This is a genomic window from Amphritea sp. HPY (assembly GCF_050870985.1).
Classification (GTDB): domain Bacteria; phylum Pseudomonadota; class Gammaproteobacteria; order Pseudomonadales; family Balneatricaceae; genus Amphritea.
This window is the reverse complement of record NZ_CP194015.1, coordinates 4,701,740-4,719,332: the sequence shown is the minus strand read 5'-3', so window position 1 is coordinate 4,719,332 and position 17,593 is coordinate 4,701,740. Positions and strand designations below refer to the sequence as shown.

The window sequence follows — 17,593 nt, the reverse complement described above, 5'->3', positions numbered from 1 at the left end:
CGCCCCGGCAGTAACCTTCAGGTCATATCTTCAAAAAACTTCTTCACACTGTCAAAGAAACCATGTTTCTTCGGGGCATGATGTTTTTGACGCTCATCCATCGCTGTTTCAAACTCACGCAACAGCTCTTTCTGCTTGCCACTCAGGTTTACCGGGGTTTCCACGATAACCCGTACCAACAAATCGCCAACTGCACCACCGCGAACCGGCTTAATACCTTTATTCCGCAGACGGAATAACTTTCCGGTCTGGGTTTCAGCAGGTATCTTCAGTTTAACGCGGGACTCCAGGGTCGGAACTTCAAGCTCACCGCCCAGGGCTGCATCGATAAAGCTGATCGGCACTTCACAGAACAGGTGTTTGCCATCCCTTTCAAAGATAGCGTGATCACGTACGTTAACCTGAACAAACAGATCGCCGGCAGGACCACCGTGAGAGCCAGCTTCGCCTTCACCGGACAGGCGAATACGGTCACCGGTATCAACACCCGCCGGAATTTTAACCGATAGCTTCTTGGTTTGCTGCTTACGGCCCTGACCATGGCAGGTTCCACAAGGGTCAGATACCACCTGACCTTCGCCGTGACAGTGCGGACAAGTCTGCTGTACCGAGAAGAAACCCTGCTGCATCCGAACCTGGCCTACACCACCACAAGTACCACAGGTCTTAGCGCTGGTACCCGGCTTAGCACCGCTACCATCACAGGTTTCACAGGCAACAAGCGTCGGTACGGTTATGGTTTTCTCGCAACCACGAACAGCCTCTTCCAGTGAAAGATCCATGGTATAGCGAAGATCCGCGCCACGCTGCACGTGACTACGACGTCCACCGCCACCCTGACCAAAAATATCACCGAAGACATCGCCGAAGACATCGCTGAAGCCACCAGCACCGTGACCTCCACCCATACCCTGCTGATCTACACCGGCATGACCATATTGATCATAGGCGGCTTTTTTCTGCTGGTCAGACAGCACTTCGTAGGCTTCGTTGACCTCTTTGAAAGCGTCTTCTGAAGCTTTGTCATCGGGATTACGATCCGGGTGGTACTTCATCGCCATGCGACGAAACGCCTTCTTGATATCCCGGTCAGATGAGTCTCTGGAAACGCCTAACACATCGTAAAAATCTTTTTTCGACATAATCTGTTTCGCAATCTGTTCTCGCTAACCGCGTTATGCAATTAGCTGGCAATAAAAACGCGACAACGCGGGACCGGCCCGCGCTGTCATTTACAACATTGAATCTGCTAAAGCCGACTTACTTTTTGTCGTCGTCTTTAACTTCTTCAAACTCTGCATCTACAGCGTCGTCAGCCGGCTCAGCCTGAGCCTGCTCAGCGCCTTCTGCACCTTCAGCCTGCTGTGCAGCTTCAGCGTACATCTTCTGCGCCAGACCAGAAACAGCTTCAGTCAGGGCAGCGGTCTTAGTTTCGATCGCTTCTTTATCATCGCCCTTCAGCGCTTCTTCAAGCTCTTCAGTAGCAGCGTTGATTGCTCTAGTTTCCTCTTCAGTCGCCTTATCACCGGCTTCTTCAAGGGTCTTCTTAGCAGAGTGAACCATCGCATCACCCTGGTTACGGGCCTGGGTCAGCTCTTCAAACTTCTTATCCGCTTCAGCATTAGCTTCAGCATCCTGGATCATCTGCTCGACTTCGTCATCGCTCAGACCGGAAGAGGCCTTGATCACGATAGACTGCTCTTTGCCGGTCGCCTTATCTTTCGCGCCAACATGCAGGATACCGTTAGCATCGATATCGAAAGTTACTTCGATCTGCGGAATACCGCGCGGTGCCGGTGGAATCTCAGAAAGATCGAAACGACCCAGAGACTTGTTGCCGGACGCTTGCTTACGCTCACCCTGAACAACGTGGATAGTTACCGCGTTCTGGTTATCATCCGCAGTTGAGAAGATCTGAGACTTCTTCGTCGGGATAGTGGTGTTCTTTTCGATAACCGGAGTCGCTACGCCACCCATAGTTTCGATACCCAGGCTCAGCGGAGTAACGTCCAGCAGCAGTACGTCTTTAACGTCACCGGCCAGTACCGCACCCTGAATAGAAGCACCCATCGCTACGGCTTCATCCGGGTTAACGTCTTTACGTGGCTCTTTGCCGAAGAATGCAGTTACTTTCTCCTGCACCATTGGCATACGGGTCTGACCACCAACCAGGATTACTTCATCGATTTCAGAAGCAGACAGGTCGGAATCTTTCAGCGCCTGACGGCAAGGTCCCAGCGTACGCTCAACCAGCTCTTCAACCAGAGATTCCAGCTTGGCACGGCTGATCTTAACGTTCAGGTGCTTAGGGCCGGTCGCATCGGCAGTGATGTACGGCAGGTTAACATCGGTAGACTGGGTAGAAGACAGCTCAACTTTAGCCTTCTCAGCACCCTCTTTCAGACGCTGCAGCGCCAGTGGATCGTTGTGCAGGTCGATACCGGATTCTTTCTTGAATTCAGCCGCAAGATACTCGATCAGACGCAGGTCAAAGTCTTCACCACCCAGGAATGTATCACCGTTGGTCGCCAGTACTTCAAACTGGTGCTCGCCATCAACTTCAGCGATTTCGATGATAGAGATATCGAAAGTACCACCACCCAGGTCGAATACCGCGATAGTCTTATCGCCCTTGGACTTATCCATACCGTAAGCCAGTGCCGCAGCAGTTGGCTCGTTGATGATACGCTTAACTTCCAGGCCAGCGATCTTACCGGCATCTTTAGTTGCCTGACGCTGAGAGTCGTTGAAGTAAGCCGGTACAGTAATAACTGCTTCAGTTACATCTTCACCCAGGTAGTCTTCTGCGGTCTTCTTCATCTTCTTCAGAATTTCGGCAGAGATCTGAGGCGCAGCCATTTTAGTATCGTTTACCTGAACCCAGGCATCGCCATTGTCAGCTTCAACGATCTTGTATGGCACCATAGTGATATCTTTCTGAACCACATCGTCTTTAAAACGACGACCGATCAGACGCTTGATCGCGAACAGGGTATGATCCGGGTTAGTAACCGCCTGACGCTTAGCCGGCTGGCCTACCAGAATCTCACCATCATTCGCATAGGCGATGATGGAAGGGGTGGTGCGTTCACCCTCTGCGTTTTCAATAACCTTAGACTTCTCACCATCCAGTACAGCAACACATGAATTGGTTGTGCCCAGGTCGATACCAATAATTCTACCCATTCGAATAACTCCCGTAGTTCTGTGCCCGCTAGGACGGGCTAAATTCTTTAACTAATACTTGCTAGCTATATAAGTCCGGTTTTCTCAGTTTCAAGTACCGCTGTGCGTTTATTCAGCACCTTTTGAAACGATAACCATCGCCGGACGAATCAGACGACCATTCAGGCTGTAGCCTTTCTGCATCACCGCCATAACATTATTTGCCGGGACTTCCGGGTTCGGTACCATCGACATCGCCTGATGCAATGCAGGATCGAAAGCATCGCCGAGCGGATCATGCTGCTCAACATTAAACTTGCCGATACCGCTGACAAACATGCCCAGAGTCATCTCAACGCCTTCAGCGATCGCCTGAATAGCTTCATCTTCAGAGTTGCAGGCTTCGACAGCACGTTCCAGGCTATCGATAACCGGCAGCAGTTCATTGGTAAACTTTTCCAAAGCAAACTTATGTGCTTTTTCAACGTCCTGCTCGGCGCGGCGACGAAGATTCTGCATCTCGGCCTTAGTCCGTAACTCCTGATCGACCAGCGCAGAAATCGTATCCTTAGCCTTCGCCAGTTCAAGTTGCAGCGCATCGACATCCGCTTCAGCAGCAGGCTCGACAAAGTCCGCCGCATCAGATGCACTGTTCACATCTTCAGCCATCGCTTCCGGCTGTACTGTTTCGGTTTGCGCTTTATCTTCGCCCGCCATCACTTTCTCCAAACATGTCACGTAAAAATTGTCGTTGAGCTTCTATATGGGGTTATAGCCACAAGATTCAAGAGTCTTTTCGACAAATTATTCCGGCAGCTTTCTACTCTCGCTGGGTACAAAGAAGTTGCGCATCAGCCTGTAATGTCTTATACAGTAAACACTGTATAAAAAAACAGATGTTTACCTTATGCTTATTCAACTCAATATCCATAATTACGCAATAGTCGAACAGCTTGATCTTGAGCTGCAACAGGGAATGACAGTGGTCAGCGGCGAAACCGGTGCCGGCAAGTCAATCATGCTCGATGCTCTGGGCCTGACCCTGGGCGACCGTGCCGATAGCGGCGCCGTGCGCAATGGCGCCGAGCGGGCAGAGATCATCGCCAGCTTCGATATCAGCAACATCCCTGCCGCCCAGAAGTGGCTGCAGTTACAAGATATGGATGGTGATGGCGAATGTATCCTGCGCCGGGTAATCACCAGCGAAGGCCGCTCCCGCTGCTATATCAATGGCAGCCCCTGCCCGATCGCCAAAGTCAAAGAACTCGGTGAATACCTGATCGAGATCCACGGCCAGCATGAACACCAACGCTTGCTTAAGAAAGACCATCATCGCTATCTGCTGGATGCTTATGCCGGCAAGACCGAGCTGGCAAAAACCACCCGACAACTGTATCGCCACTGGCAAAGCCTGAGCAATAAATTTGCTCACTTGTCGGAACAGAGCGAAGAGCAGGCCGCCCGGGTTCAGCTTCTCAGCTATCAGATCGAAGAGCTGGAAAAGCTCAGCATGGAAAACGGCGAGTTCAAAGCCCTGGTTGCAGAACAGCAAACGCTGGCCAATGCCGGTGAGATACTGCAGACCGGTCAGCAACTACTACAACTGACCAGTGAAGGCGAAGAGATAAACTGCCTTAATCTGCTGAATCAAAGCCTGCACCTGCTGAGTAACATAAAAGCACAATCCCCCTCGATTACTCAAACCGTCGAAATGCTCAACAACGCACATATTCAGATCGAAGAAGCGGCTCAGGAAATCAGCCATTATCTGGATCGGGTTGAGCTGAACCCCGGTCGTCAGGCCATCGTCGAAGAGCGACTCAGCAGCATCTTTGATCTTGCCCGTAAACATAAGATACCCGCCGAAACCCTGACTGATTTCCTGCAACAGCTACAACAAGAGCTCAGTAATCTGACCATGTCAGATCAGCAACTTGAATCACTGCAGCAAGATACGGAACAGGCGCGTCAGAAATTCGTCACCAGCGCCAGTAAACTAAGCAAGAACCGGCAAAAAGCCGCTCTAACCCTAAGCAGCGAAGTAAACAAACAGCTGCACAGTCTGGGCATGCCCGCCGCGCAGATCAAAGTTTCGCTGACACCTTACAAAGCCGATCATCTCAGCCCCCATGGCCTGGAAGAGATCGAATTCCTGATCAGCACCAACGCAGGCTTGCCAGCACGACCACTGAACAAGATCGCCTCTGGCGGCGAGTTGTCCCGGATCAGCCTTGCCATACAAGTGATAACCGCGCAGTCGTCCAGCACCCCGACCCTGATCTTCGATGAGGTCGACGTCGGCATCGGCGGCGCAATCGCCGAAGTCGTTGGCCGCCTGCTTCGCCAGTTGGGCGAACACAGCCAGATACTCTGCGTTACCCATCAGCCGCAAGTAGCTTCTCAGGGTCATCAACATCTGTTTGTCAGTAAGCAAAGCGATAAAGATAAAACCCACACCCGCATCGACCAGCTCAACCAGGATCAGCGGGTCGGCGAAGTTGCGCGCATGCTTGGCGGAATCGATGTTACCGAAACCTCCCTCGACCATGCCCGGGAGATGCTTGGCATCCGTTGAGTTCAGACGACAATCCCTGACGCAAAACCTGAACCAAAAAAAACCGGCAAAAGCCGGTTTTTTCTAGCGTAGATAATTAACCTTTGCGCTCGCACCCATCGGCACAGACACCGTACAGATACAATGTCCGGTCGGTTACAGTGAAGCCAAGCTTCTTGGCGATCTCATCCTGACGTTTAGTCAACTCCGGGTCGGTAAATTCACGTACCTTGCCGCACTTAACGCAAACGATGTGATCATGCTCCTCATCTTTGCACAGCTCAAATACCGAATGGCCACCTTCGAAGTGGTGACGTGATACCAGACCTGCCGCTTCAAACTGGGTCAGCACCCGGTAAACTGTAGCAAGACCAACATCTTCGCTCTGGTCCAGCAGGATCTTATAGATATCTTCAGCACTGAAATGATCACCTTCTCCTGCTTTCTCCAGAATCTGGTAGATCTTAACCCGGGGCAACGTAACCTTAAGTCCCGCTTTCCTTAATTCCTGATTTTCAAGTGCCATAATCTTTCTCTATGATGTTTGCCTAAACGAATGATAGACTTGCTGACCCAATTATCTGATTTTATACGCGAAAGTGGAAGTCATTTACTGATGCAAAAAGTTCTTATTAGCGTTATTGCTGCCGTATTACTCGCTGGATGTGCCGAATTCCCTGGTGTTTACAAGATCGATATTCCACAAGGAAATATTATCACACAGGAAATGGTCGACAAACTTCGTCCGGGAATGACCCAAAACCAGGTTCGTTATGTAATGGGGACACCCCTGATCACCGACAGTTTCAACAAAAACCGTTGGGATTACCTGTACCGCCTTAAGTCTGGTGAAACAGGTACGACTAGCCAGGAACGCATACAACTGACCTTTGATGATGAAGGAAAACTGATCGGACTGTCCGGCGACTTCCGTCCGAATCCGCAGTAAGACCAACAATATCGTCGCTCTTGTGCATCCCTGCACTCGCAGCATACTGTACGTCCTGTATATAAAAAGGCCAGATAGATATCTGGCCTTTTTTATGTCCGGGATTTAACGCAGGTAACTAATGTTACTTAGCGGCATCCCGTTCCGCTTTGGCTTTCGCCGCCCGCTTCGCCCGTGCATCTTTAGGATCAGCAATCAATGGCCGATAGATCTCGACCCGCTGCCCCTGCCTGATAGTCGTATCTTTAGGATTGCGAATAGTCTTGCCGAAGACCCCCATCGGATCATTTTCAACATCGATCTGCGGAAAGATCTCAGCAATACGCGATTGAATCACCGCATCATATACAGAGCAGTCGTCCGCCACATGCAACGCTATAATTTTCTGTTCGTGGGGTAACGCGTAAGCGACTTCTACATCAATCATATAAATTCCTGCTGACTCTCTCAGTGAGCTTTAGCTATAAACCTGGTCTGCACGGCTAACAAACGCATCCACCATGGTCGCAGCCATCTGGTTAAACACTTTGCTCATCGCCATACTCGCCAGTTTACCGGAAAAATCGAACTGCAGGCTCAGACCAACCTTACACGCCTCTTCACTGAGCGGCGTAAAGGTCCAGACCCCGGACAGGCTGGAGAAAGGACCTTCCACCAGCTCCATCTGAATCTCACCGGGTCGCTGCAGCGCATTGCGGGTCGTAAAGCTGTACTTCAGTCCCGCTTTCGCCACATACAGGCTTGCCTGCATCACCTCAGGGGTCGATTCAATAATGGTAGAACCGGAGCACCATGGCAGGAACTCGGGATAGTTTGCCACATCGTTAACCAGATCAAACATCTGCTCAGCGGTGTGCAGTACCAGTGCGCTACGGTCTACCTGTGTCATCGAATCAGCCCAGCTTCTCAATCAGATTAAGAATAAAGATCGCAGCCACTGCGATCGGTGCAATATAACGGATCGAAAAAGACCAGGCCATATAAATACGAGCCTCTTTAATATCCAGTTCATCCTCGGTGATCTTCTGCTTCAGCACCCAACCGGTAAAGAACGCAACAAACAAGCCACCCAGTGGCAACATCACATTAGCGGTAATGAAATCCAGGAAATCGAAAATATTCATACCAAACAGAGCGACATCACTACCGACATTAAATGAACTCAGCGCCGCCAGGCCCAGCATCCAGACCACAATACCCAGCAGGGTGCAGACCGGACCACGACCGAGGCCAAAACGCTCAACCATCCAGGCAACCGCCGGTTCCATCAGCGAGATCGCAGAACTCCACGCCGCCAAAGCAACCAGTACGAAGAACAGGAAGCCGAAGATCTGACCGCCTGGCATCTGACCAAAGGCCACCGGCAGCGTAATAAACATCAGGCCAGGACCCGCACCAGGATCCAGCGAGTTAGCAAACACAATAGGGAAGATCGCCAGACCCGCAATCAGCGCGACGAGAGTATCCAGCGCAGCAATGGTCAGCACAGTACCACCGATAGACGCATCCTTCGGCATGTAAGAGCCGTACGCCATAATCGCGCCCATACCCAGTGACAAGGTAAAGAAAGAGTGGCCAAGCGCCACCAGCACTGCATCCCAGGACAGCTCAGACGGATCAAAGTGGAACAGGAAATCCACACCGGCACCAAACGAACCGGTAGTCATGGAATAGCCCAGCAACACCGTCAACAGCACAAACAGTGCCGGCATCATGATGCGGGTCGCACGCTCCAGCCCCTTATTAACACCGCCCATCACCACGGTCATAACCAGAATGACGAACACCGTGTGCCAGATCACCAGCGCCTGTGGATCTGCCAGCAGATCATTAAACGCCTTGCCCGCCTGCTCACTACCGATATCCAGGAAGTCGCCATTCGCCATACCGGCAACATAAGCCAGCACCCAACCGGCCACCACCGAATAGAAGGAGAAGATCAGGAAACCGGCCAGTGCACCGACCCATCCGACTAAAGCCCACTTCGGAGAATGTTCAGACTCAATGGCTACTTCTCGCATGGAGTTGATCGGGCTCTGCCGGCCACGACGGCCAACCAGCACCTCGGCCATCATAATCGGCACACCAACCGCCAGAATAAACGCCAGGTACACCAGCACAAAAGCACCACCGCCGTTCTCACCCGCGATGTATGGAAACTTCCAGATGTTACCAAGGCCGACAGCGGAACCAGTTGCTGCCAGGATAAAGATCCAGCGGTTCGCCCAGGAACCATGAATATTTTGACGATCTTTCATTAAAATCTCTTAAAATAAGCACAAATTTCGGATTGTGGATTTTCCGGGTTTTGCCCGCCAAATACAACGGTCTGCATCAAGGGACCTGAAACAAAATAGTATATCTATATTCAGTCTGCGTCTTTAAGACAGATTCCTAAATCGGCGTAGCCTCTTTCCCTGCATATCTATATAATCCCGGCCCATGGCAAAGAAGAAAGCAAAAACCAGTAGTAACACCATCTGTCAGAACAAAAAGGCCCGACACGAGTATCACATCGATACTAAGTTCGAAGCCGGATTAGCCCTGGCCGGATGGGAAGTGAAAAGTCTGCGCGATGGCCGCGCCCAGCTTGTGGATTCCTACGTGATTCTGCATAACGGCGAAGCCTGGCTTGCCGGCGCCCACTTCACACCACTGAAAACCGCCTGTACCCACGTTGTGGCCGACCCCACCCGCCAGCGCAAACTGCTGCTGAACCGGCGTGAGATCGATCAGCTTATCGGCGCTACCCAGGCCAAAGGCTATACCTGTATCGCCCTCTCCCTGTACTGGAAGAACGACAAGGTTAAGTGTGAAATTGCACTGGCTAAAGGTAAAAAGCAGCACGATAAACGGGATACAGAAAAAGATCGCGACTGGAACCGCCAGAAGCAACGCCTGATGGCCGCCAAGTAAGCGTCTTTTTTACACTTTCTTTTCAAATCAGCAGAAATGTTGATGTAAGTTTTGTCATAACGGCTATAATGGCCGCCTGCTTCAGAGAACTACCGCGTTACTCTGTTGTCGGAAATACTACGGGGGTGACTTGGCTTCGACGCTGATTACGAACCCTTTGGTGCATGTCGTGAGTGTAGTGAATCACGTAAATCAATTACTACACAGTTATAGTTGCAAACGACGATAACTACGCTCTAGCTGCATAAGTCAGCTTGCGCTGCTCCTTCAGGTGTCTATAACTAGAGGATTTTGCAGTGTCATTCGAGATAGAATCGCCCGGAAGCTTTGTCTCAAGCGGAACGGTTAAAACTTAAAGAGGCTCGCCCTAAACGCCCTGACCTTCGGGCCGTGGTGGGTTAACTCAGTAGAAGTGTCTAAACATGTAGATCTAGAGGCAGAGGATTGGCGGACGCGGGTTCGACACCCGCCACCTCCACCAAACACTGTAAAGGCCCCGTATTCCGGGGCTTTTTGCTGTCTACAGCTCTCTCTGAAACCAATTTGCTACTAAGTTTGCTACTAAGGTTTCAGTGTCATGACCCATCTACGCACACCCTCATACCTGCTTCGACGTCCTTCAGGCTTCTATTTCCGTTACCAGATACCCGCACGTTTTCGATCCGCAGTGGGTTGTAATGAACTGCAACTGCCCTTACATATCAGCGACATGCATAAAGCAAAACATATCAGCACAGGGATGGCGTTAACACTGAAACGTACCTTGGAGACTGCTATGGGCACCCAGTTCACTAAAGCTGACCTGAAGCGCATTGCTCAACACTGGAAGACCCGTCACCTGATGTCCATGGAAGAGGACAAAGCGACTGCCAGCGTCATTACTCTCAGCGCGCACGAAGAACAGCTGACATCGATAGAGCTGCTACTAAGCGACCTGCGTGAACGATTTGCACTGAATAACTACGCTGACCTGACAGAAGAAGCAGCTGAACTCCTGAGTAAAGAATCACACGCACCAACTGATGTTCAGCAGTTAGCCTACGAACTGGCCAAAGCCCGCATTGAGGCGATAGAGCATCAGACCCAGCTATATAAAGGTAAGATTCCAACATCCAACACCACATCAACCGCTGGGGTCGATGATGACGCCTATTGTGATGCCCTGATGTCGACGACTTTCGAAACCTACGCTTCAGAAAAGCTACTGAATAAAGACTGGGTAGAGAAGACTCAGCACGAACACCGTTACGCCCTAAAGCTCTTAATCGGCTTTATCGGTGACAAGTCCGTATCAACCATCAGCAAGGCTGATATCCTAAAGGTGAAAGAAACACTGGCCCGCCTGCCAAAGAACATCACTAAAGATAAGCGCTTTACCGGGCTAGGCATCCAGGAAATTGTTGATTCAGGCATCAGTGACAATTACATCAGTCCCACCAGCATTAAAAAGTACCTGAATCTGATCTCATCATTCTTAGACTGGTGCCAACGTAACGGTTTTATCGCAGAGAACCCAGCCAAAGGCATGATCCCGAAGCGAAAACATAACACCCGCGATGAACGCTCCCCGCTGAATGATGCTGATGTCACTAGCATTCTGAAGCATTCCCAGATTAACAAGCTCTCAGCGAAGAAACCGCATCAGTTCTGGCTACCTCGTCTGGGCATGTACACTGGGGCCAGACTGGAAGAACTCTGCCAGCTGCATACAGGGGATATAAAAGAGGTCGAGGGAATCCATTTCATTGATATCAACGCCTCACGCCCGGATCAGCACCTAAAGAACCAGCAAAGCCCGCGTGTTATCCCTCTGCACCCACACCTGATTGAAGCAGGGTTCATTGACTACCTAACGAAAGCCGATCAACAAGCTCCGGATGGACTTATATTCCCTGAACTATATAAAACCGACGGTAAGTACAGTCACAATGTATCGAAGTGGTTCAGTCGGGCCAAAAAGAAAGCAGGTGTTGAGGATGGCAAGACCTTTCATTCGTACCGACACACGATGGCCGATAAGCTACGCGGTCTAAGCACTGAAGACTACGTCATCAAACGTATCATGGGTCATGCAACACAGAGCGAAACTCATGACCGGTATGGATCAACCGATATCAAGTTATTGGCAAAGGCGATAAATCAGGTGGCATTTTAATAGAGTCATAATCGTAGGGTTATTCTCACTATCGCAGGGTAACCGTACGAGGGACTATCTGGCTTACAAATAGGGGGGCGTAACACAACAACTGTAGTTAATTGGAGTAAAATAACACCCCTGTAACTTTTCGTCACAACGTGACCTTACGCCCTTCAAAAAAAATCAGCTATACCTATGGATTTTATTAATTATCCTCGGTATTTCATCATAGCTCTCATACCATATAACATTAACACCAAGTTCCTTTAAAACCTCTTCGTTAAGAATATGATGCCTATCCAAAAAAGTTTTTATTGTTGACAAAGGAGCATTAACAATCTTCTTAGAGCCTTCCTTACTAAAGTAATCGATATCAATCCTCTGCATAAAAGCATAATGTTTAGGCTTTTCTATTGAACGAGCAGAAATCTCCAACAACCTTCTCAAATTTGGATCTGTTAATGATAACCCTATCATCATACAGGTAGATTCTTTAAGGTTATTTAACTGAACCAAGTTCGACCAGTGGTATGAGTCCCCATATATTTTATGATAACCTTCCTCTGAAAAAACCAATGTACTACGATCAAGATTATTATAAGCAGATCTATCTTCAGGAAGGTAACCATGAACATGATACACAGGAAGTTCTTCGGGGCTAGGCACCTCTACTTCTTCAAATATACTTTTATGGACAACTCCTTTATTATTCAGCTGCCTTTCAACTAAATCATCAAAATTATAAGTAATTACTGATTTAACCTTCGCACCAGTTCTTCCAGGCATACACATATCAGCAATTGATTTTATTAGAGGTGATTCTAGAGAAAACCTTTGATCCCTCAAACTATATAACTGTTCTGTAACCTCATTGATAAATGTATTCTGTTCAACTGAGCCACTGCTGGACATCCCTTTCCTAATGTATCTGGCCGACATTAACGCAGATGGTTCGTCTACGTCGCGAAGTCTTTTTACAATGCTAGATATCTCTGCCTTCTCTATTTTTCTATGCTGATCCAGCTCGGATGTTAATAAGGATACAAATAATGAATTTAGTAATGTATCCCAATCAGGCAAACCTGCACTACTCGAAACTCCTGCCCCAAGAAAAAGAGAGAACTGACCCGTTCCATATGAAGTACTTACATCTCTTATAACATCATCTCTTTTATCCTTCCAGTCTTCAGAATCTTTATTAAAAGCAGACTCTAGCCTTAAGTGAAATAACTTATTACCAATCTCATTAACATCATCAACTAGACTATCGGCTATAGCTTGTATTCTATTAACCCCCCAAATACTAACAGCAATATTCAGCGCATCAAAATAATCACGACATCTTGTTAAAAATTCTTCATCGTACGACTTAGTTACAAGTATTAACAGCCTAGCAGGAAGGCCATCAGAAACCACCCTTTCAAACATATCACCTAAACTATCAAGCTTTTCAAAACTAACTGACGATGTCACTTCAATATAAGTAGGCTCTGCAAAATCATCAAAACCTTCAGGGGCAAAAGCATCAAAAAACGCTATAGTTTTAGTCACCTTATCTGTTAAGTAACTCGAAACCTTAAGATTCTCTACAAACTCTTTCCCTTGATTTTCTATATATTTTCGAAGCAAATTCAATATAAAAGCTTCGGTCATGTAGCGCCCACTAACTCCCATATCATTTAGACTTTTTAGTCGATCTTCAAATTCCATTATCTACAATCCATTTATAAAACTTCAATCACGTAAAAAACAAACCAAAAAAAAGACCACATAAAACTAAAAAAAGCGCCTTTGAGGCGTGATCAGAGTAATATCGATCTTGCTGCTATGCAACAGGAACAGCCCCCTAGACTAAACCTAAGTAGCCCTCATTGTTAATATTTACTCTACACCAATCTCGTATCAGCACTTTTACCTAAAGACATCTCCCATCAACCCTTGAATGTAATCATCATGCTCTACCAGCACGATATAGGAGTCATGCACGGGCAAAGCCACCACACCATCACGCATGCACTGACCCGGAATGGAGGATAAGTCTGAAACGTCTGCGGACATCTGCTGCGATGCGTAAGGTCATGAAGAGATTAGAGTGCCAGACACCTCATTGGCTGAGGCACACGCTTCGTACCATGTTGAAGAATGTCGATGTGCCTGAACCGCGTATCAAAGAGCTTCAGGGCTGTAGTAGGGAATCCATTGCTGACCAGTACGGTGAACAGACTGCTTTGAAGAACCTACGGACGGATTTGCTAAAGCTGATATAAGAATTATGCAGCTGTTCAGATAAACAATAAAACCCAGAATGAGTAGTCAATCAGGTTAATCCAGACTAAATGGCTGAAACTAGGACTATTTCCTATATCACCACTTCTCTTCGCTTTATATCGTTTGGCTTAGGATATTAATCGATAAGAAGAAGGACAATATAATGAAAAAATTACTACTGATATTATCTGTAGCTCTCTTTACTTCACTGCCTGTCGCAGCTCAAGATCAATCCACGCAAGGTTTCTCTTCAATACCAGCCCAAGCGGATACTAAGTGTCAGTGGATTAATGGATACTATCGCAAAGATGGTACTTTCGTTTCTGGCCATTATCGCGGCTGTTGATGCTACCAAGGCTCCTTATGGGGCCTTATTTGACTGAATTATGACAATGCTTCTAAACCATCAGGAATGAAAGTAACAACATTACCTAGAAGTGAATTCCATGACTGCTAGGGACTTCAGCGAGAGTTTTAGCTCTGTAACATATCTATATATTTCTTTAAAAAGCAGTATCAACGAATTCAAGGAGTAGTTAATGAGGTTGGCTTTTATTGTGTTGACTCTTCTAGCTCTAACGGGTTGTGAAGCAATGCAGGCAATTGATCAAGGCTTGTATTCTGTATCAGAGTCTTTTACTCAAAAAGACAAAATAACTGGAAAGCGCACTGTATCTAGCTCTCGGGAAGAGCAAATTAAAAAAGGAAATGCATTCATCGAAGCAGCAATAGCGAATGCCGACGAAAAAGGCTTAAAGTATAACGCTAGTTTAGATGCGAAAGCGTATGCAAGGCTCGTTAGAGTTTTCGACAGAATTCAATCTGTAAGCCACTTAAAGGATGAACGGTGGCAGGTTTTACTGATACCAGAGCAATCGTTTAATGCCTCTGTAAATGGTGGCACGTATGTAGTTGTTCATATAGGGCTGATGAATGAGCTGTCAGATGATTCTGAACTTGCTGCTGTTATTGGTCATGAATTTGCTCACGTAGCAGCAAATCATATTGGAGAGTCTAGCGGCCATCATAACTTAGCATCTTTGATGGGATCCAACTCAAGTCAGCGCAGCTCATTTAAAACGGCCTTTACACACGAAGGTGAGGAAGAAGCAGACAAAATAGGAATTCTATATTCAGCTCTGGCTGGATTTGATCCTTACGGAGCACACCGTGTGTGGAATAGGTTCTATAAGAAATCTGGTGATCGCTCGGATATGTTCGTAGATCATCCCGTGTATTCTGAACGTGCAGCACAAACAAAGTCGGTAGCAGAACAAGTCAGCCAATATTACAAAGCCGGAAATATAAATCCAAACCACCAGTCTATCCTGAAGAGTAATTCGTTGTTTGCATATCAAGAAGACAATGGACCTGAAGCTGGACAAGGTGGGGGGCTCGCTTCACTATTATCAGCTAGCCTACAGTCATATACACAGCACTTAGAGGCCAAGGCTGAAGAACAAAGACAGTCGAATCGAATAGCTAATATAAAAGCTGTTAATGGGTTACTTGAAGTGGTTGATATAGAGCAGCTATCACAAACGCAATGGCGCTTCTTAGTGAAGTACACAGGAAACAGGAATATTGGTGACTTATCATTCCATGGAGCCTTGTATCAAGGAGAAGCCGTTTTAGCAAAATTACAAGCAAAGCCTACTGGATATTTCTCCCCGGGAGGGCAGTACTATGTAATTGCTCAAGCAGATAAAGCTGCGCCTATGAATACAAACATGACCGCTTATAGATTCAAAGCTACAGAAGTAACTATTTATTAGTAACAATACATCCTGCAAACTCGACATATTCACAACAAGTCTTCAAGATCAGTTATGCACATATTCTGTGGGTAACTGTGTGGGGATATTCTTGCCTCATCGCTCTGTACTGCAGGACGTGGAGGGATAGCGTTAGATGAAGGTTATCTAACCTATCCCAGAATCTTACAACAGCAATGACAACAAAGTTATCTTTCAGAGCAGGCATTACATCTGATTTAAACCAATTGCGGTTAAAGGTTCAGAAACTAAAGTTAGACTCTCATTGGCTCATAGCGACCGCTAGCCCATGGTTTGTACAATAGAGCTTTTGCAAAGCTTCAACTTAAACTTCAGTTAGAAGCCTGATCTATCAAGTCAGCGTATTTTGAATCAAAATATAGGGAACCGGCATGTTACGCGCAATACTGCAAGGAAAGGCGGGTAGAGTTGATATAAATGGAGTGAACAAAAGTTGGCGTTCTCTATTCCAGGAACGCGAAGATCTTCTCTCTGCGGCTATTTTTAGCCGGTTAAGCTATCTGCGAGAGCCAACATCTAATCAACTTTTAATCCAACTATTTCCTGATTTTTATCCAGGGTTTGGTCGTATTGTCGAACTTGAGTTTTGGCCTCGTTGGAGGCTTGAAGGTCGAGAAGTCGAACCCGATGTGCTTATGAGATTCGAGCATTGTGAACTATTGGTTGAGGTTAAGAGGCCTGGTGGTATTACTCAGAATAGCCGACAGTGGCAGCAGGAACTTGATGCTTTTTTTGAAAATATTTCAACAGAGAAACCGTTACTATTCCTTGCATTGGGAGGGCTAGGCGACAACCCGAAAGAGGTTACTGACATTTTGTCTAGTCAGTTACAAAACATCCCTTCTTCTGTATGGGTTAAGGGGACAAGCTGGCAACAGTTCTACAAGGTATTGAAAGAGTTAGCACTCAATCTTGACAGTGACAATGAAGAATCTCGGATTATTAACGATATGATCGAATCTTGTGAATTATACGGCATTCGGGAATATCGATGTATGGATGGGCTAAATCACCTGTTACAGGACCTATTAAACGGTTGTAGCATAAATCAAAATTTAATATTTGACTGGGAGCGAGAAACTCCTCTCTCCTCTGAAAGGAACTGGGATGATATTACCGGTTATTCAGTTAACTTAGCACCTAAATGCTTTGAAAAATGGAAGAGAATGTAATGGATGAACTGATGCTGGAAGTGCGTAAGTCTCAGCGGTTGCTGGTGGCATATTACCAGAGAATTCAAGATTCGGTGAAAGCGATTGCTGATGGATTGGGCGTTAAGTTTTATGTATGGGAACCTGCGCATTTCAGCCGTCTGGGAAATCTTACAACAAATCCATTATCTCGGTGGGCGTGGGACATGGTGCCGCTGTTTGAAACTTGCCTTGTATTCACCAACGCAAAGGACGCCAACAAACAGTCAGTGGAGGAATGGTTATTAGAAATTCGGGTGATAACGGATTCTGTATTCTATGAAGAGGGCGTTGGTCGTATTGAGCCTGATCCTCTTTCAATAGCGCCACCAGAATCTACGGAAAGTCGCATAGAAATATATGCGTATCGCCCGATAACAGACCAAAATAACAACTGGTATAGCAGTTGGTTAGAAGCTGAAACCCCTGATCCAAAGGAATCCTTTCAGGTAGACCAAGATCTTCCTCATGTTGGTGCAGGGCTCATAGGTTGTGGCTTAATCGTCCAGTTCGTCGATATAGCTGACCAAAAGTCGCTACATATTACGATTAATCAAATTGCTGAAACACTGAGAGGGGCTGGTTTCCCACAGAGCAACTAAAAGGATGAGCGAAGGC

Annotated in this window: 16 protein-coding genes and 1 other RNA gene; 9 read left to right on the top strand and 8 right to left on the bottom strand. The window is 47.3% G+C overall.

Annotated elements, in window-relative coordinates; translation table 11 throughout:
• Nucleotides 1–17 precede the first annotated feature (17 nt).
• From dnaJ to grpE, 3 genes are all read right to left on the bottom strand, one after another.
• Complete coding sequence (gene dnaJ / locus ACQUQM_RS20955) at nt 18–1,142, bottom strand: molecular chaperone DnaJ (RefSeq protein WP_432471816.1); 1,125 nt, start codon at nt 1,140–1,142, stop codon at nt 18–20.
• Between the two features lie 118 nt (nt 1,143–1,260).
• On the bottom strand, nt 1,261–3,186 hold the full coding sequence (gene dnaK, locus ACQUQM_RS20950) for a molecular chaperone DnaK (protein WP_432471815.1): 1,926 nt from the start codon (nt 3,184–3,186) through the stop codon (nt 1,261–1,263).
• Between the two features lie 108 nt (nt 3,187–3,294).
• On the bottom strand, nt 3,295–3,882 hold the full coding sequence (grpE, locus tag ACQUQM_RS20945; protein WP_432471814.1) for a nucleotide exchange factor GrpE: 588 nt from the start codon (nt 3,880–3,882) through the stop codon (nt 3,295–3,297).
• 190 nt (nt 3,883–4,072) lie between these two features.
• On the opposite strand from grpE, the gene recN reads away from it, so the two are divergent.
• Entirely contained in the window at nt 4,073–5,740 is a 1,668-nt protein-coding gene (gene recN / locus ACQUQM_RS20940) for a DNA repair protein RecN (protein ID WP_432471813.1), read from the top strand.
• A 76-nt stretch (nt 5,741–5,816) separates the two neighbouring features.
• Here the strand turns inward: recN and fur are convergent, their stop codons facing one another.
• Nucleotides 5,817–6,245 carry a ferric iron uptake transcriptional regulator gene (gene fur / locus ACQUQM_RS20935; protein ID WP_432471812.1) on the bottom strand — a complete coding sequence of 143 codons (429 nt, stop codon included), beginning with the start codon at nt 6,243–6,245 and terminating at the stop codon, nt 5,817–5,819.
• A 90-nt stretch (nt 6,246–6,335) separates the two neighbouring features.
• Here fur and ACQUQM_RS20930 point away from each other — a divergent pair, with 90 nt between their 5' ends.
• Nucleotides 6,336–6,668 carry an outer membrane protein assembly factor BamE gene (locus ACQUQM_RS20930; protein ID WP_432471811.1) on the top strand — a complete coding sequence of 111 codons (333 nt, stop codon included), beginning with the start codon at nt 6,336–6,338 and terminating at the stop codon, nt 6,666–6,668.
• 124 nt (nt 6,669–6,792) lie between these two features.
• Here ACQUQM_RS20930 and ACQUQM_RS20925 read toward each other — a convergent pair whose 3' ends face one another.
• Genes ACQUQM_RS20925 through ACQUQM_RS20915 form a run of 3 tightly spaced genes read right to left on the bottom strand, consistent with a single transcriptional unit; the run spans nt 6,793 to nt 8,926 of the window.
• The gene (locus ACQUQM_RS20925; RefSeq protein WP_432471810.1) at nt 6,793–7,095 is read right to left on the bottom strand and encodes an RnfH family protein; all 303 of its coding nucleotides are present in this window, start codon (nt 7,093–7,095) and stop codon (nt 6,793–6,795) included.
• 30 nt (nt 7,096–7,125) lie between these two features.
• A complete protein-coding gene (locus ACQUQM_RS20920; RefSeq protein WP_432471809.1) occupies nt 7,126–7,557 on the bottom strand; it encodes a type II toxin-antitoxin system RatA family toxin in 432 nt (143 codons plus the stop codon).
• Nucleotides 7,558–7,561: 4 nt separating this feature from the next.
• Nucleotides 7,562–8,926, bottom strand: coding sequence for a sodium-dependent transporter (locus ACQUQM_RS20915; RefSeq protein ID WP_432471808.1), 1,365 nt, complete (start codon nt 8,924–8,926; stop codon nt 7,562–7,564).
• A 184-nt stretch (nt 8,927–9,110) separates the two neighbouring features.
• Here ACQUQM_RS20915 and smpB point away from each other — a divergent pair, with 184 nt between their 5' ends.
• The 3 genes from smpB (at nt 9,111) to ACQUQM_RS20900 (ending at nt 11,739) form a co-directional block, all read left to right on the top strand.
• Nucleotides 9,111–9,584: an SsrA-binding protein SmpB gene (gene smpB / locus ACQUQM_RS20910; protein ID WP_432471807.1), complete on the top strand. Its 474-nt coding sequence runs from the start codon at nt 9,111–9,113 to the stop codon at nt 9,582–9,584.
• A gap of 121 nt (nt 9,585–9,705) precedes the next feature.
• Nucleotides 9,706–10,065, top strand: a transfer-messenger RNA (tmRNA) gene (gene ssrA / locus ACQUQM_RS20905).
• Between the two features lie 96 nt (nt 10,066–10,161).
• Entirely contained in the window at nt 10,162–11,739 is a 1,578-nt protein-coding gene (locus ACQUQM_RS20900; RefSeq protein ID WP_432471806.1) for a tyrosine-type recombinase/integrase, read from the top strand.
• Between the two features lie 165 nt (nt 11,740–11,904).
• Here the strand turns inward: ACQUQM_RS20900 and ACQUQM_RS20895 are convergent, their stop codons facing one another.
• Entirely contained in the window at nt 11,905–13,431 is a 1,527-nt protein-coding gene (locus ACQUQM_RS20895; RefSeq protein ID WP_432471805.1) for an SIR2 family protein, read from the bottom strand.
• A gap of 721 nt (nt 13,432–14,152) precedes the next feature.
• On the opposite strand from ACQUQM_RS20895, the gene ACQUQM_RS20890 reads away from it, so the two are divergent.
• The 4 genes from ACQUQM_RS20890 to ACQUQM_RS20875 all read left to right on the top strand — a co-directional run bounded on the left by ACQUQM_RS20890 (nt 14,153) and on the right by ACQUQM_RS20875 (nt 17,577).
• Complete coding sequence (locus ACQUQM_RS20890; protein ID WP_432471804.1) at nt 14,153–14,335, top strand: hypothetical protein; 183 nt, start codon at nt 14,153–14,155, stop codon at nt 14,333–14,335.
• A gap of 193 nt (nt 14,336–14,528) precedes the next feature.
• Entirely contained in the window at nt 14,529–15,764 is a 1,236-nt protein-coding gene (locus ACQUQM_RS20885; protein ID WP_432471803.1) for a M48 family metallopeptidase, read from the top strand.
• Between the two features lie 392 nt (nt 15,765–16,156).
• A complete protein-coding gene (locus ACQUQM_RS20880) occupies nt 16,157–16,957 on the top strand; it encodes a hypothetical protein (protein ID WP_432471802.1) in 801 nt (266 codons plus the stop codon).
• A complete protein-coding gene (locus ACQUQM_RS20875; RefSeq protein ID WP_432471801.1) occupies nt 16,957–17,577 on the top strand; it encodes a hypothetical protein in 621 nt (206 codons plus the stop codon). Before ACQUQM_RS20880 ends, ACQUQM_RS20875 begins: the two co-directional genes overlap by 1 nt.
• Nucleotides 17,578–17,593 lie beyond the last annotated feature (16 nt).

Coding starts and splice junctions, on each gene's coding strand:
- ACQUQM_RS20875 (WP_432471801.1), top strand. CDS start 16,957: ATGGATGAACTGATGCTGGAAGTGCGTAAGTCTCAGCGGTTGCTGGTG.
- ACQUQM_RS20900 (WP_432471806.1), top strand. CDS start 10,162: ATGACCCATCTACGCACACCCTCATACCTGCTTCGACGTCCTTCAGGC.
- recN (WP_432471813.1), top strand. CDS start 4,073: ATGCTTATTCAACTCAATATCCATAATTACGCAATAGTCGAACAGCTT.
- smpB (WP_432471807.1), top strand. CDS start 9,111: ATGGCAAAGAAGAAAGCAAAAACCAGTAGTAACACCATCTGTCAGAAC.
- grpE (WP_432471814.1), bottom strand. CDS start 3,882: ATGGCGGGCGAAGATAAAGCGCAAACCGAAACAGTACAGCCGGAAGCG.
- ACQUQM_RS20880 (WP_432471802.1), top strand. CDS start 16,157: ATGTTACGCGCAATACTGCAAGGAAAGGCGGGTAGAGTTGATATAAAT.
- ACQUQM_RS20885 (WP_432471803.1), top strand. CDS start 14,529: ATGAGGTTGGCTTTTATTGTGTTGACTCTTCTAGCTCTAACGGGTTGT.
- ACQUQM_RS20920 (WP_432471809.1), bottom strand. CDS start 7,557: ATGACACAGGTAGACCGTAGCGCACTGGTACTGCACACCGCTGAGCAG.
- ACQUQM_RS20930 (WP_432471811.1), top strand. CDS start 6,336: ATGCAAAAAGTTCTTATTAGCGTTATTGCTGCCGTATTACTCGCTGGA.
- ACQUQM_RS20925 (WP_432471810.1), bottom strand. CDS start 7,095: ATGATTGATGTAGAAGTCGCTTACGCGTTACCCCACGAACAGAAAATT.
- ACQUQM_RS20915 (WP_432471808.1), bottom strand. CDS start 8,926: ATGAAAGATCGTCAAAATATTCATGGTTCCTGGGCGAACCGCTGGATC.
- dnaJ (WP_432471816.1), bottom strand. CDS start 1,142: ATGTCGAAAAAAGATTTTTACGATGTGTTAGGCGTTTCCAGAGACTCA.
- fur (WP_432471812.1), bottom strand. CDS start 6,245: ATGGCACTTGAAAATCAGGAATTAAGGAAAGCGGGACTTAAGGTTACG.
- ACQUQM_RS20895 (WP_432471805.1), bottom strand. CDS start 13,431: ATGGAATTTGAAGATCGACTAAAAAGTCTAAATGATATGGGAGTTAGT.
- dnaK (WP_432471815.1), bottom strand. CDS start 3,186: ATGGGTAGAATTATTGGTATCGACCTGGGCACAACCAATTCATGTGTT.
- ACQUQM_RS20890 (WP_432471804.1), top strand. CDS start 14,153: ATGAAAAAATTACTACTGATATTATCTGTAGCTCTCTTTACTTCACTG.